Source organism: Nitratireductor luteus, from assembly GCF_026162365.1.
GTDB classification, from domain to species: Bacteria; Pseudomonadota; Alphaproteobacteria; order Rhizobiales; family Rhizobiaceae; genus Chelativorans; species Chelativorans luteus.
This window is the reverse complement of the sequence record NZ_JAOANW010000008.1, coordinates 225902-239908: the sequence shown is the minus strand read 5'-3', so window position 1 is coordinate 239908 and position 14007 is coordinate 225902. Positions and strand designations below refer to the sequence as shown.

Annotated in this window: 12 protein-coding genes; 5 read left to right on the top strand and 7 right to left on the bottom strand. The window is 63.0% G+C overall.

Features of this window, described 5'->3' with window-relative positions:
- Nucleotides 1-99 precede the first annotated feature (99 nt).
- Both N1058_RS13575 and N1058_RS13570 read left to right on the top strand, forming a co-directional pair.
- Nucleotides 100-606: a hypothetical protein gene (locus N1058_RS13575; protein WP_265518105.1), complete on the top strand. Its 507-nt coding sequence runs from the start codon at nt 100-102 to the stop codon at nt 604-606.
- 402 nt (nt 607-1008) lie between these two features.
- Entirely contained in the window at nt 1009-1470 is a 462-nt protein-coding gene (locus N1058_RS13570; RefSeq protein WP_265518104.1) for a hypothetical protein, read from the top strand.
- 137 nt (nt 1471-1607) lie between these two features.
- Here N1058_RS13570 and N1058_RS13565 read toward each other — a convergent pair whose 3' ends face one another.
- Entirely contained in the window at nt 1608-4091 is a 2484-nt protein-coding gene (locus tag N1058_RS13565; protein ID WP_265518103.1) for an ATP-dependent helicase, read from the bottom strand.
- A gap of 299 nt (nt 4092-4390) precedes the next feature.
- Here N1058_RS13565 and N1058_RS13560 point away from each other — a divergent pair, with 299 nt between their 5' ends.
- Nucleotides 4391-4939, top strand: a complete 549-nt coding sequence (locus N1058_RS13560) for a glyoxalase superfamily protein (protein WP_265518102.1) — start codon at nt 4391-4393, stop codon at nt 4937-4939.
- Nucleotides 4940-4969: 30 nt separating this feature from the next.
- On the opposite strand, the gene N1058_RS13555 is transcribed toward N1058_RS13560, so the two are convergent.
- From N1058_RS13555 to N1058_RS13545, 3 genes are all read right to left on the bottom strand, one after another.
- Nucleotides 4970-5167, bottom strand: a complete 198-nt coding sequence (locus N1058_RS13555; protein ID WP_265518101.1) for a hypothetical protein — start codon at nt 5165-5167, stop codon at nt 4970-4972.
- 160 nt (nt 5168-5327) lie between these two features.
- Nucleotides 5328-6962, bottom strand: a complete 1635-nt coding sequence (locus N1058_RS13550) for a chloride channel protein (RefSeq protein WP_265518099.1) — start codon at nt 6960-6962, stop codon at nt 5328-5330.
- The gene (locus N1058_RS13545; protein ID WP_265518098.1) at nt 6959-7432 is read right to left on the bottom strand and encodes a thioesterase family protein; all 474 of its coding nucleotides are present in this window, start codon (nt 7430-7432) and stop codon (nt 6959-6961) included. The genes N1058_RS13550 and N1058_RS13545 overlap by 4 nt, the downstream gene beginning before the upstream one ends.
- Before the next feature lie 125 nt (nt 7433-7557).
- Here N1058_RS13545 and N1058_RS13540 point away from each other — a divergent pair, with 125 nt between their 5' ends.
- Nucleotides 7558-8979, top strand: a complete 1422-nt coding sequence (locus N1058_RS13540) for an FAD-binding oxidoreductase (protein WP_265518097.1) — start codon at nt 7558-7560, stop codon at nt 8977-8979.
- A 69-nt stretch (nt 8980-9048) separates the two neighbouring features.
- Nucleotides 9049-12837, top strand: a complete 3789-nt coding sequence (locus N1058_RS13535) for an AsmA family protein (protein WP_265518206.1) — start codon at nt 9049-9051, stop codon at nt 12835-12837.
- Between the two features lie 48 nt (nt 12838-12885).
- Here the strand turns inward: N1058_RS13535 and N1058_RS13530 are convergent, their stop codons facing one another.
- The 3 genes from N1058_RS13530 to N1058_RS13520 all read right to left on the bottom strand — a co-directional run bounded on the left by N1058_RS13530 (nt 12886) and on the right by N1058_RS13520 (nt 13958).
- Nucleotides 12886-13125, bottom strand: coding sequence for a ribbon-helix-helix domain-containing protein (locus tag N1058_RS13530; RefSeq protein WP_265518096.1), 240 nt, complete (start codon nt 13123-13125; stop codon nt 12886-12888).
- Entirely contained in the window at nt 13122-13304 is a 183-nt protein-coding gene (locus tag N1058_RS13525; protein ID WP_265518095.1) for a DUF4169 family protein, read from the bottom strand. Before N1058_RS13525 ends, N1058_RS13530 begins: the two co-directional genes overlap by 4 nt.
- A 120-nt stretch (nt 13305-13424) precedes the next feature.
- Nucleotides 13425-13958, bottom strand: a complete 534-nt coding sequence (locus tag N1058_RS13520) for an SspB family protein (protein WP_265518094.1) — start codon at nt 13956-13958, stop codon at nt 13425-13427.
- Between the last annotated feature and the right edge of the window lie 49 nt (nt 13959-14007).

Genomic DNA, 14007 nt, shown 5'->3' with positions numbered 1-14007 from the left:
GCAAGCCGTCACGAAAACTCCCAATTTCCGAGAGGAACACTGGCGACGCATCGACGTTTGGCTGCCTGGAGGGATGACCCACCACAGGAGTAGGAAATTATGAAACGCATTCTTGCACTGACCATCGCACCATTGCTCGTTTCCGTCGCATTTGCCGGCACGGCCGCGGCCGGCGGCAGCAAAATCAAAACGAACTCGGGTACGAGCGCGCAGATCGATACCGAGATGGATGCGGGCGCAGGCACCGATACGGGAGCCGATGTCGGCGTCGACACGGGTGTCACGGCCAGCACCGGAACTGAAGCCAATTTCGGTTCGGTGATCTCCGCCATCCAGGCCAGCGGCACGGCGGCGGCGGATGTCCAGGCCGTCACGGACGCGTCGAATATCGAGATCATCCGCGTTGGTGATCTGGCGCAGGGCGAGAGCATGAACGCGCTCGACAATGCGCTGTCCCAGAACCAGGAGGATGTCGAGGCGCTGCGCGACGCAGTCGAGGCCAACAGCACCGTTGCCGCCAAGCTCGAGGAGGAACAGGTTCAAGTCGAGAACGTCGTGGCGGCCGAAACCAGCGCCGATGGCAATCTGGTAGTCTACGTTCGCTAGTGCTGCCTGTTCGCCGGTTTTCCGGCACCGCTATGGGATATCCGCTGCATCTTCCGGTGCGGCGGATATCCTGCGATAGAATGGATTGCGTATAACCCCTAAACGTCGTGCCCACCGACTGAGTATGCTCTTCTTCGCTTTGGTTTAACCATATTCCGAACAAAGCGCGGGCGGAACCGGCGAGAATTTTTGCATCGGCGGAAGATCGGTTCCTCAGCCATTGCCGGAAAGCTTGCGTTTTTCAGGAGCGCTCGCTGACTGTTTCTGTCCGCCTCCCGAGCGCAACCTATTGACTAAGTATACTCGCGCGCTGCGTGTATTGACTTTTTATCTGCTTATATCTCCATATGCATTTAGCTTAGGCGCTATAGTGATGACCGACGGTCAATAGGGGCGAATTCGATGCGCGAGAAATTTCATGAGCTAAAGTGCCAGCTTGAGGAGCTTGCCGAAACGGTCAACAAGTTCGAGTCCGAGGCGGTTCAACTGCGCCTTGTCGAACTCCTGTTCAATCAAACCCGCGATGAACCGCGTTTCTCCGAACCTCCATCGCCGGACTATCAGCCAGGGCCGGGGAGCGGGCTTGCCGATTGGCAGTCCGGCGCATCCTCCCGCGGAAGGCCCGGACGGCCGCGCAAGACGGTGCCGAGTGCCAGCGGTGCGGTAGCGGCGCTCGGCAAGCTGATCGACAGCGACTTCTTCGATGAGCGCAGGACAATCGGCGACATCGTCAAGAAATGCGAGCAGGAAGTCGGCGTGAGGTACAAGTCCAACGCCTTTTCCGGGCCGTTATCGCGCTATGCCGCCAGCGGCGTTCTCAAGCGTGACAAGAACGCCGACGGCAAGTTCGAATACTATAAGTAGGCGACTATATCGTCGATCTCCCGGAGCACTTTGCCGTCAGGTGGAATCACTGCGGCTGGTGCGGAAGGGCGTTGTCGACGGCTTGCGCATTGATCACGTCCGCATAAATGCGCAAGATAAGAAGATAGAGCGCCCGTTCATACGGCTTTCACGAATCCGTCCAGAACGCGCTTCTGGCCCGCCTTGTCGAAATTGATCGTGAGTTTGTTGCCCTCGATGGCGACAACATTTCCATTCCCGAACTTCATGTGAAAGACGCGGTCGCCGACCTTGAAGGACGATGGGTTGTCGGACACCGATCTGGCGACAAGCTCGCCCTCGATGGTCCGACCCTTTACGGACCCTCGACCCGCGCCATAGCCGGAATCGGTTTCTCCATAGCCTATCCGTTCCGTCTGATGGCCCGACCGTGTGCCCCAGTTGCGGTCTGTCGCTTCGGTCCGGTTCCGTTGGGCGCGCTGCCAACCGGGTGTGGCGTAGCTATTCGAAAACGACGTATCGTCGAAGCGCGAGCGGCCGTAGGGGTTGGGCCGGCCCGGCTGGCCCGCCGACCGACCGTAGCCGCCATAGCCGCTACCCTCATCGGCCACATCCACATGGGCCTCCGGCAGTTCATCCAGAAAGCGCGAGGGCAGGGTCGACTGCCACAAGCCGTGGATACGCCGGTTGGAGGTAAACCACAGATGCAGGTTCCGCTTGGCCCGCGTCAGGCCGACATAGGCTAGACGGCGCTCCTCCTCCAAGCCCGTCCGCCCGCCTTCGTCCAGCGCACGCTGGTGGGGGAACAACCCTTCTTCCCATCCGGGTAGGAAGATCGTGTCGAACTCCAGCCCCTTGGCGGAGTGGAGCGTCATCAGGCTGACGGCGTCGAGGCCCTCATCGCGCTCGGCGTCCATCACCAGGGCGACATGCTCCAGAAAGCCGCGCAGGCTTTCATATTCCTCCATCGAGCGGATCAGTTCCTTGAGGTTCTCCAGCCGGCCGGGAGCCTCGGCGGACCGGTCGTTCTTCCACATGTCCGTGTAGCCGGATTCTTCCAGGATCTGCTCGGCCAGCTCGGTATGCGAGACCCGGTCGATCTGGCTCTGCCAGCGCTCGAAGCTCTCGGCCAGCGTGCGCAGGGCCGCGCGCGGCTTGGGCTTCATTTCCTCCGTGCCGACGAGATCGCGGGCGGCCTGCAGGAGGGGAACCCCGCGCATGCGCGCCACGTCGTGGATCTGCCGTACCGCGGCTTCGCCGAGGCCGCGCTTGGGCACATTGACGATACGCTCGAACGCCAGATCGTCGGCCGGCTGCGCCACGACCCGGAAATAGGCCATGGCATCGCGGATTTCCTGCCGTTCGTAAAAGCGGGGACCGCCAATAACCCGGTAGTTCAGACCCAGCGTGACGAAACGGTCCTCAAACTCGCGCATCTGGAAGGAGGCGCGGACAAGAATGGCCATGTCGTTGAGCGCGTGACCCTTTGTCTGCAGCGCCTCGATCTCTTCGCCAACGCCGCGGGCCTCCTCTTCCGAATCCCAAGCGGCGTGAACCTTGACCTTGGGATCGTCGGGGTCGGACTTTTCGGTGAATAACGTCTTGCCGAGACGGCCTTCATTATGGGCGATCAGGTGCGAGGCTGCGCCCAGGATATGGGCCGTCGAGCGATAGTTGCGTTCGAGCCGAATGACCGTGGCGCCTGGAAAGTCCTTTTCGAAGCGCAGGATGTTGTCCACCTCGGCGCCGCGCCAGCCATAGATCGATTGGTCGTCGTCACCGACGCAGCACACATTGACGCTGCCTGCCTGGCGTTGGGCCAAAAGCCGCAGCCACATATACTGCGCCGTGTTGGTGTCCTGGTACTCGTCCACCAATATGTATTTGAACTTGGCGTGGTATTCGCGCAGCACGTCCGGATATTCGCGGAAGATGCGGATGGGGTGTAGCAGGAGGTCGCCGAAATCCACGGCGTTCAGCGTCTTCAACCGCGCCTGATAGGCCGCATAGAGCTGCCGGCCCTTGCCGTTGGCGAAGGCGCGCGCGTCGCCCTCGGGGATGTCGGCGGGCGCCAGGCCCTTGTTCTTCCAGCCGTCGATCATCTGGGCAAACTGGCGAGCCGGCCAGCGCTTGTCGTCGAGCCCTTCGGCCTGGATAAGCTGCTTGAGAAGCCGGATCTGGTCATCGGTATCGAGGATGGTGAAGGAGGATTTCAGGCCGGCGAGCTCGGAATGGCGGCGCAGCAGCTTGACGCCGATCGAGTGGAACGTGCCGAGCCAGGGCATGCCCTCCACGGCCTCTCCGACCAGAATGCCGATGCGCGTCTTCATTTCCCGCGCAGCCTTGTTGGTGAAAGTGACGGCGAGGATCTGGGAGGGGTAGGCGCGACCGGTGGCCAGAATATGCGCGATTCGGGTCGTCAGCACGCGGGTCTTGCCGGTGCCTGCGCCGGCAAGCACAAGCACGGGGCCTTCGGTCGTCTCCACAGCAAGCCGCTGTTCGGGGTTCAGCCCTTCCAGATAAGGGGTGGACGGGGCCCGCCGCGCGGCCATGGCGCGCGCGGCGATGCCGCCACCGGACTGTGCCGTGGGCGGAATATCGTCGTCGCCGAAAAACGGCAGATCGTCGGGATTTCCTGACATTGCGCCTGCATATGGTGATTCGACCCGTAAAGGCCAAGCGTTTTCCTTTTGTACCGGTTTGGCGTCGGCGGGCCAAGGCCGGGAAGCCAAAGGAACGGGGAATGCAACGCAGGCGAATGTTGACGGAGGGGGAGCTTCGCGCATAGATTTCATCGAGGCAGGATGCAGCCGGCAGCCCGCGCCCCCAAAAGGGGTATGGCGAATGCATTCACCGCGTTTTCCACGGTCCCGGTGAAGGGCGGCGAAGACGTCGGCAATGCGGGCGCTGATGGGACATTCGCCGTTGCAAGGACCGTATCATGCGGACACATCTCGACGCCAAGGCGATGGCGAAAGCCATGCGCGAGGCCCTTTCCGAACGTTCCATCGACCTGCCGCACAGCGCGGCGCTTGAGGTCGTCGCTCGTCAATTCGGTTTTGCGAGCTGGAACATACTCGCGGCAAAGATCGACGAAGCGGCACCGCCTGCCGGCAAGGCGGACCAGTTTCAGCAGGCCATTCCCATCATCCGCATCTTCGACGTGGACAAGGCGCGGGAATTCTACCAAGGCTTCCTTGGCTTCTCGCTCGACTGGGAGCACCGTTTCGGCGAAAACTTCCCCCTCTATCAGCAGGTGTCGCGCAGCGGTCTGAAGCTGCATCTGAGCGAGCATGCGGGCGATGCCTCGCCGGGCTGCAACATGATCGTTCATACCACCGGCCTGCGGACGCTCCATAAGGAGCTTTCCGATAGGGATTATCGCTATTTGAAGCCCGGCATCTCGCAGGAGGAATGGGGCCTCGAAATGGTCGTGACCGATCCCTTCAACAACCGCATCCGTTTCGTCGAACGGGAGGTGAAACGATAACGCACGCTGAAGCGTCGGTAATCGGGACTCTCATTCTTCGCCGCGCGCGTTGCGGGCGCGGCGCAGGATGGCGCGGGCGAAAACGAGCTCCATCGGAATGGGGTGATGCTGGTTCTGGATGTGAAAGAGCTCGTCGTCGAGCGATTTCAACGCGCGCCAGAAGTCGTAGTCGCTGAAGGTCGGGTCATAGGCTAACCGCTCTGACATTTCCTTCACGTCGACCTTCACTCTCCGCCTCCCGAACCGCGCATCGTCACATACGAATCTTTAACTGACCCACGAGAAATTTTGGCCGCATAGGCGTGCGCCGCAAGGAAGCGACGGTGCTTAAGTTGTGCAAAGGCGGCAATGGTTGGCAATTATGGTTAGCGAAGCGTTAGAGAACGGCTCAGCGATGCTCTTCCTCGCTGAGCTGGACCAGCGCCCGGTTGAAGGAGCGCAGGGCGCGAATATGGCTGGCCCAGGCGATGATCCGTGTCTCGTCCTTCGGGTCGACGACCGGCAGGCGCGTATGGCCGCCCTTGTCAAAAGCGCGCAGCGCCGATTCCAGCGTGTCCGTCGGCCGTAGCGCCGCTGCCCCCGACTCGGGATCGTATTGCTCGGGCTCGGCGTCGTCGGCGAGTGGTTCCATGAAGTCCATGACGCGAGTGATCTGTCCCAGCGCCCGGTGGGGCCCTTCTTGGATGAAGAGTCCACGCATCTCCAACTGCCAGTGGAACCACGAGTGTCCATGGATCGCCTGGGTGATGCCGTGCGCCACTGCCACGGTTAGCAGAAGGGCGATGGAAAGCGCGTAGCCGCCGGTCAGTTCGAAAACGATGACGGTTGTGGAAATGGGCGCGCCCAGCACGGCACCGGCGACCGCACCCATGCCCAGAATCGCATACAGCCCTTCGCTCGACGCCATGTCGGGAAAGACGGTCGCAGCGATGAGGCCGAAGGAGCCGCCGGTCATGGCGCCCAGATAGAGTGCCGGCGAGAAAATGCCGCCGCCGAAGCGCGCGCCCAGCGTTATAGCGGTGGCGACGGTCTTGACGACGATGAGGGCGAGCATGGTCATCAGCGGCAGCTTGCGCCACAGCGCCATGTCGGTCACTTCGTAGCCGACGCCGAGGACCTGCGGGAAGACGAGCGCGATGGCCCCGACCAGCACGCCGCCGACGGCCGGCAGGAGATAATAGGGGATGCGCGAACCGCGCGCCATGAAGTCGGCCATGTAGAGAGCGAACTGGAACAGGATCGCGACCAACGCCGCCGTCACGCCCAGCAGCGCGAAGGCCGGGAACTCCCAGAAGGATGTGATCTGATGGTTGGGGATGAGGAAGGCGGCCGCATTGCCGAACCATAAGCGCGAGGCCACCGCGCCTGCCGTCGAGGCGATGACGATGGGCACGAAGGAGCGCATCGCATAATGGCCGAGAATGACTTCATGAGCGAAGAGAACGCCGGCGATGGGCGCGTTGAACGAGGCGGAGATGGCGCTGGCGACGCCCGCGCCCAGAAGCGTGCGGCGGCACCATTCGGGAAGGTCAGCGCGCCATGCCACCGCCGTAGACAGGACCGCGCCCAAATGGACCACCGGTCCTTCGCGGCCGGCGCTGGCGCCGGAGCCGAGCGAGAGCGCGGTGACGAGGGCGGAAAGGAGGCCGTCGCGCAGGCCAAGCTTGCGGCCGGTCAGCGCACGCGCCTCGATGACGTCGGCGACCGCGCCGGTGCGCCTGTTCGACAGGAAGGTCAGCAGCAGGCCGACCAGCAACCCGCCGGCGACCGGGCCTGCCATGATCCAGTACCATTGTATCTGGAGCGCCGCCGAGTAGACGCGTTCGGAACGGGTTCCCAGCCAGGGAATCTGGAAGAGGCCGATCAGTTCACGAAAGATGATGGCGGCGATGGCGATGGCCGCGCCCACAAGGAGTGCAAGCAGCCAGACCATGGGCTGGCGGGTCTTCCAGAAGGTCTCGAGATTTGGCTGCACCCAGGAAACGAGGATGCGGGGCAGATTTGTGATGAACTTCGGTATCATTTCCGCCGGATGCCGATGGAGCGACCGGCCCGTTCGGGTCGGGGCAGGCAAGCATGGGAGGTGGAGAGCGCTTCGACACCGGCACGGATATCGGGTGGAAAGGGGGCGACTTTCGGGCCTGTCATATCGATGTGCAGGGTGAGGCACTCGCAGGTCGCCGCCAGCCAGCCATCCGCATGGATGATTTCCTGATAGGAGTGCAGCCGCTTTTCATCATGGTCGACGAGCTGGTAGGAGACGTTGACGCTATCGCCAAGATGGAGTTCTCGCACGTAGCAGACATGGATCTCGGCGGTGTAGGTGGTCAGCCTGCGGTCACGCGCATAGGCGGGGGCCAAACCCAGCTTTTCGAATATCTCGTCGGATGCCCGGTCGAACAGCACATTGTAGTAGGCCATATTCATATGACCATTATAGTCGATCCAGTCCTTCTCGATCTGGAACGGTCGAGAAATATGCGGAACCTCCAATACGCGCCCCTTCACTTCTTGCGGGCAATGACCACTGGACAATTGGTGCAATTGCTGGAGACTCGGATAGAAAAGGAAAGCAGCCCGTTCGACAAGGGCGGGGCAATGAATTTTGGAGGAAAAACATGGGTGTCGCGGCGTCGGCTGAGATACAGCGCAATGAAAACGGTGTGGAGGCGGTGACCGTCCGCCTTGGCGCGCTCTTCGGCGACCGCTTTCAAACTGGCCAGGCTATCCGCGAGCAGCACGGGCACACCACTACCTATCTTCCCAATCAGGCGCCCGACGGCGTTTTCTTCGCGGAGACGACCGAGGAGGTGCAGGAGGTGGTGCGGCTTTGCGCCGAGCACCGCGTGCCGATCATCCCCTTCGGCGTCGGGTCTTCCCTGGAAGGGCATGTGAACGCGCCATCCGGCGGCATCTCCATCGACACATCCCGGATGAACCGTGTGCTGCAGGTCAATCAGGATGATCTCGACTGCACGGTCGAACCGGGCGTGACGCGCGAGGACCTGAACCATTACCTGCGCGACACGGGGCTGTTCTTCCCGATCGATCCCGGCGCGAATGCGAGCCTTGGCGGCATGGCTGCGACACGGGCTTCGGGCACAAACGCCGTACGCTACGGTACGATGCGGGAGAATGTGCTGTCGGTCACGGCGGTCATGCCGGACGGGCGCGCCGTCACAACCGCGCGGCGGGCACGCAAGTCCTCGGCCGGCTACGACCTCACGCGGCTGATGGTGGGTTCGGAAGGCACACTCGGCGTCATCACCGGGCTTACCTTGCGCCTTTACGGCATTCCGCAGGCCATATCGGGCGGCGTGTGCCCATTTCCGACGGTCGAGGCGGCTTGCCAGGCCGTCATCATGACCATCCAGATGGGTATTCCTATTGCCCGTATGGAACTGGTCAACACGCTCGGCATGCGCGCCCTCAACGCCTACTCGCAACTGGACTATTCCGAAAGCCCTTGCCTTTTCCTGGAGTTCCACGGAACGGAGGCGGGCGTGGTGGAACAGGCGGAGATGTTCGGCGAAATCGCTGGCGAGTTTGACGGCGGTCCGTTCGACTGGGCACGCGAAGCCGAGAAGCGCCAGAAGCTGTGGAAGGCGCGGCACGACGCCTATTGGGCGATGATCGCGCTAAGGCCAGGCACAAAGGCTCTCGCGACGGATGTTTGCGTGCCCATATCGCGGCTGGCCGAGTGCATTGTCGAGACGGAACGCGACATCGCCGAAACGGGCCTGGTCGCGCCCATCGTAGGGCATGTCGGCGACGGCAATTTTCATGTCACGGTGCTGATGGACGTGGACGACGAGAGCGAGATCGAGCGCAGCGAGGGATTCGTGTCCAGGCTCAACATGCGGGCGCTGGCCATGGAGGGAACCTGCACCGGTGAACACGGCATCGGCCAGGGCAAGATGAAGTACATGGAACTGGAGCATGGGGCGGGCGTCGACTATATGCGGGCGATCAAGCAGGCGATCGACCCGCTAAACATCATGAACCCCGGCAAAATCTTCGCGATGCGGTGCAAATCTTGAACGCGGCCAACAAATGAACATTCGAGTCGTCGATGATTAGGTTTCGACTGACAGACCGGAGCTGAAGAACTGGCGCGTTTATTCGTCATCGTTGGTGGACTTGTGGTGCTGGCGCTGACCGTGGCGCTGGTGGCGCCCTATTTCATCGACTGGACGTCGTACCGGGCGGCCTTCGAGCGTGAAGCCGGCCGGGTGCTGGGGCGGGAAGTCACCGTGGAAGGCGAAGCCCGGGCGCGGCTCTTGCCGTTCCCGTCTGTCACGTTCACCGATGTGACGGTGGCAGGCGGGCAGGACGGGGAGCCGGCGATGACCGTGGAGGAATTCTCCATGGACGCCGAACTGGCGCCCTTCCTCAGCGGCGAACTCCTCATATTCGACATGAGGCTCGTGCGGCCGAGCGCCAAACTCAACATGGACGAGAACGGCCGTATCGACTGGGCTGTCAGGCCGTCGTCGCCTTTCGATCCACGACAAGTGACACTGGAAAAGGTCACGATCACCGATGGCAGCGTCGTCGTACGGCAGGAAGCGGCCGACCGCACGGTCATGTTGGACGACATCGATGTGATGTTGAGCGCCCGTACACTGACCGGGCCATGGCGTGTCGAGGGGTCGCTGCAGGCTGACGGACTGCCGCTGAAAATCTACGCGGCCACCGGCACAGTGGGCCCCGACCAGTCGATGCGGGTGCGGATCGTCGCCGAGCCGGAAGGCTATCCGATCGAGTTGGAGACGGATGGTCAGGCGCGGATGGAAGAGGGTGCCGCACGCTATGCCGGCACTTTCCGGGCGCGGACGGTTTCGCGGCGGGCGGGGGCGGAAGACGCGGCCGAGGCGGAAGCGGACAATCGCCTGTCGGGCAGTTTCATGCTCGGCCATCGCAGGCTCGATGTCGAGCAGTTCCGTTTCGAGACCGGACCTCTGGCCGACCCCTATACCGCCGAGGGCCAGGCAACCGTCGATCTGGGTGCCCAGCCGTCATTCTCAATTACCGCCGATGGAGCGCAGATCCGCATCGGCGGCGATGCCGAGAACGGTATCGCCGGCCAATCGGCGGAAGAGCGGTTTTCCGCGCTGCTGGCTTTCCTGGCGCAATTGCCGAAACCCGCGATGCCGGGTCGCGTTGCGGTCAATCTGCCCGCCATCGTGGCGGGCGACACGACCATCCGGGACATTCGGGTGGAGGCCGAGCCGGTTGAAGCTGGATGGCAGATGAACTCGCTGGCGGCCACCCTGCCGGGCCGTACGCGCTTCGAGGGCAACGGCCTGCTCGGCACTGGCGAGAACGTTTCTTTCCACGGCGATATTCTGCTTGCGATCGGTCAGCCGTCGGGGTTTGCGGCCTGGCTTGCGCGGGACGTGGACGAGGCGATCCGCCGGCTGCCGTCCGCCGGCTTCAGCGCCGAGGTTGCGCTCTCCGACAGAAGGCAGAGCTTTGAAAATCTCGAGCTCATCCTTGGCGATGCGCGCTTTCGCGGAAGCGTCGAGCGGCGCAATGACGGCGATGCCAGGCAATCGCTGAACCTGGCGCTGGATGGCGGCCGGCTCGATCTCGCGGACATGCAGGCCTTTGCGTCGCTGTTCGTCGACGATCACGGACACAATCGCCTTGCCAGCCATAATGTCGATCTGGAAATCGCCGCCGGCCCGGTGAGCGCCGAAGGTCTGACTGCCGAGGGGCTGGACACTGCGCTGCGCCTGCGCGAGGGCGTTCTGGAGATCGACCGGCTGGCCCTAGTGGGGTTTGCCGATGCGCGGATCAGTGCAACGGGGCAGATCAGCGGCTTCGCGGACGATCCCACCGGCAATATCGATGCGTCCATCGTTGCGGTCGATCTTGCCCCGCTCGTATCCATGCTGGCCGACCGGTTTCCCGAAAACGATCTTGCTGCGGCGCTTGCCGCAAGGGCAGCCGCATTTCCTGGCTTGTTCGAAGACGGTGAGGTGGATCTGTTCGCAAGCGCCGCCGACAATGGCAACGGCACGTCCGGCCTTGCCGTCAGCGCCAGCGGGGTGGCTGGAGGCACGGACTTCAGTTTCACGCTATCGGGCAATGGCCGGCTGACGGCGCTGGCGGATGCACAATTCACGGCCGGGTTCACCGCGCGGAACGACGATGCCACGCCGCTCTACGCTCTGTTCGGCCTGCCGGCGCTGCCATGGGGGTTGGTTGGTGCCGGGCAAGCCGAGCTGAGCGCCGAGGGCCAACTTTCCGACATGATGCAGACTTCTTTCCGCTTTGCAGGCGACGGTCTGCTGGCCACTTTCGATGGATCGGTAAGGCGGGCGGGCGGGCGCTACAGCGCCAGCGGGGCTGCGCAGATTCGCAGCGACGATCTTGAACCATGGCTGGCGACGGCCGGTATTTCGCTGCCGGGTTTCGGGCTGGGGCTGCCGGGGTCGCTGACCGGAGAGGTCGATTACGGCAGCGGCGTAGCGGTCGTTTCCGGCCTGGCCGGAACGATCGCGGACAATGCCGTGGCGGGCGACCTCAACGCTGAAATAAAGAACGGACTGCCGCACCTCACCGGCGCACTGCGCCTTGGCGCGCTCGATCTGCAGCTTTTGGGTGAGATGGTTGTCGGCACCGAGGCCATGGAAGCCGGGGATGGCGTGTGGCCCCGGACTCCCTTCCGCCAGTCGGCCAATCCGCCGTTTACCGCCGATGTGGAACTGCGCGCGGATGCATTGTCGGTGGTGGGCGCAAGCGGCAGTGAAGCCTCGATGCGTTTGCGGCTGAATGAGGAGGGTGTTGCCGTTTCGGAGCTTTCGGCCGTCTTCCTGGGCGGAAAAATTTCGGGCCTTGCCGAGCTCAAGAACAACCAGGGCACCGCACTCCTGAGTGCTCAACTCCAGCTCAGCGAGACCGAAATACCGCAATTGGTGCCGGGCTCCGGTCTTTCCGGCAACGCCGATCTCAGCGTCAGCCTGACTGCGAACGGCAAGTCGATGGATGGGCTCGTCTCAGCGCTCGCCGGGTCGGGCTCTGCCACCGTGGAAGGGCTTCGCATCGCGGGATTCAACCCGAATGCGCTGCCCGGCCTGCTGCGCGAGGCCGATCGGGTGGGCCCGGAAATCGATATGGCGGCGGTCGAGGCCTTCGCGCCCGAGATCGTGCGGGGCGGCGTATTCGAAGCCGGGCAGACGGAGCTTGCTTTTTCGCTCGCCAACGGCGTAGCGCGCACGCCGCCGGTGCAACTTGACGTAGGGCCGGCACAGATGAGTGCGGAGGCCTCAGCCGATTTTCGCGACCGAAGTGTCAGCGCATCCGGCGCGGTGGTCTACGATGCAGGGAAAGAGGCGACGGCGGGCTCCGAGCCTATGGTGCGCTTCGCTGCGCAGGGACCTGTCGGAGAAGCCGACCTATGGCTCGACCTGGAGCCTCTGGCGCAATACCTGACCCAACGGGCGCTGGAGCGCGAGCAGGCGCGGGTCGAGCACATGCAGGCGGTCCTCCTGGAAAAGCAGCGCTTGCGTCGGGAGGCGCGGCTTTACGAAGAGCGCGAGGCGGCGCGCCAAGCAGCCGAAGCCGAGCGGGTGCGTCTTGAGCGCGAGGCGGAGCAGTTCCGCCGTGCGGAAGCAGAGCGTAGGCAGCAGGAAGCGGAAGCAGAGGAAAGGGCCGAGCGCGAGCGCCAGGAGGCGGAAGCGCGCCGACAGCAGGCTGAGGAGGCCGCGGAAGAGCGGCAGGATGCCGGCAACACGAGGAGCCCGGGCATCATACGCAGGCCGCTGCCGCCGCCGCTCCGGCAGCAATCGGACGAGCCGCAGTCGCGCCGCCAACAGGACACAGAACCGGTGCTGCGCACCGAAGGGTTGACGGTGAGGGGCCTTCTCGACCTTCTCGATCAGCGGCCGTAGAGAAATTTCCGGAGTTGAGCGACAAGGAAAGGGATCCATCCAGGTGCTCTACTTCAAGACACCTACGTCGGATTTGCTCGACTGGACCCAGTCGAGCACGAAAAGCCGGATGGCCGACGACAGATTGACCTCGCGCGGGCGGTCGGAATCGATCTGGGCTATCAATCGGGCAAGGGGAATCGCCCTGGCCTCGGCGGCCGCCTCCAGTTTTTCGTAGAATGCGTCTTCCACCGAGAAGCTCGTGCGGTGGCCGCGGATTGTGACCGAGCGTTTGCGCGGGGGCTTCATTCCTTCGGGTCGCGGCGATGGGCGTCGAGCTTGGCGGCCTCGAGGAGACTTTCCATGCGCTCCTTGTCGCGCGCGGCACGCGTCCGGCCGAACCTGACACGGTTTTCTTCCGCTATCGCACGCTTGTCGGCCCGAGCCTTTTCCTTACGCTTCCGACGGAGATTGACGATGTCGCCCATGGCCGGACCCGCCCCATAGCATTTTGCAGTCAGGTGGAATGACCTGACGTCCGCATAGATGCGGAAAGACAAAGTGATAGAGCGTCCCCTTGTGCGTCCAAACGCACGGCGCTCTGGCCGCTACTTCTTGCGAAAGGCGTCGAGCGAGACCACCTCGGCGCTCTTGCCATCGCCGTCATCCGACTTTGCTGTTTCGTCGCTGGGCTTTTCGTCCGCCTTCCTGGATGCGGGCCTGGATTTTGCGGGCGCGGCGCCGGGTTTTTCAATGGTCTCGTGAGCCGGTTCCTCGCCTGGCTCGGCCTTGACGTCGAACTCCAGCTCGAAATTGACCGAGGGATCGTAGAAGCCGCGCACGGCGGCGAACGGGATTTCCAGCTTCTCAGGCGTGTCGGCGAAGGAAAGGACGATCTCGAAACCCTTCTCCGTCACCTTCAGATCCCAATACTGATACTGGATGACAATTGTCATCTGGTCGGGATAACGTTCCTTGAGGCGGCTTGAAATGCGCACGCCCGGTGCACCGGTCAAAAAGGTGATGAAGAAGTGATGGTTGCCCGGAAGACCGGTCTGGGCAACCTCCTGCAGCACCTTGCGCATGACGCCGCGCAAGGCTTCCTGAGCGAGAATATCGTAGCGGATGCGGTCTTCAGCCATGGGCCCGTTCAGCAATTGAATCGAAACCTTACCTCTAATGAAGGTCGTG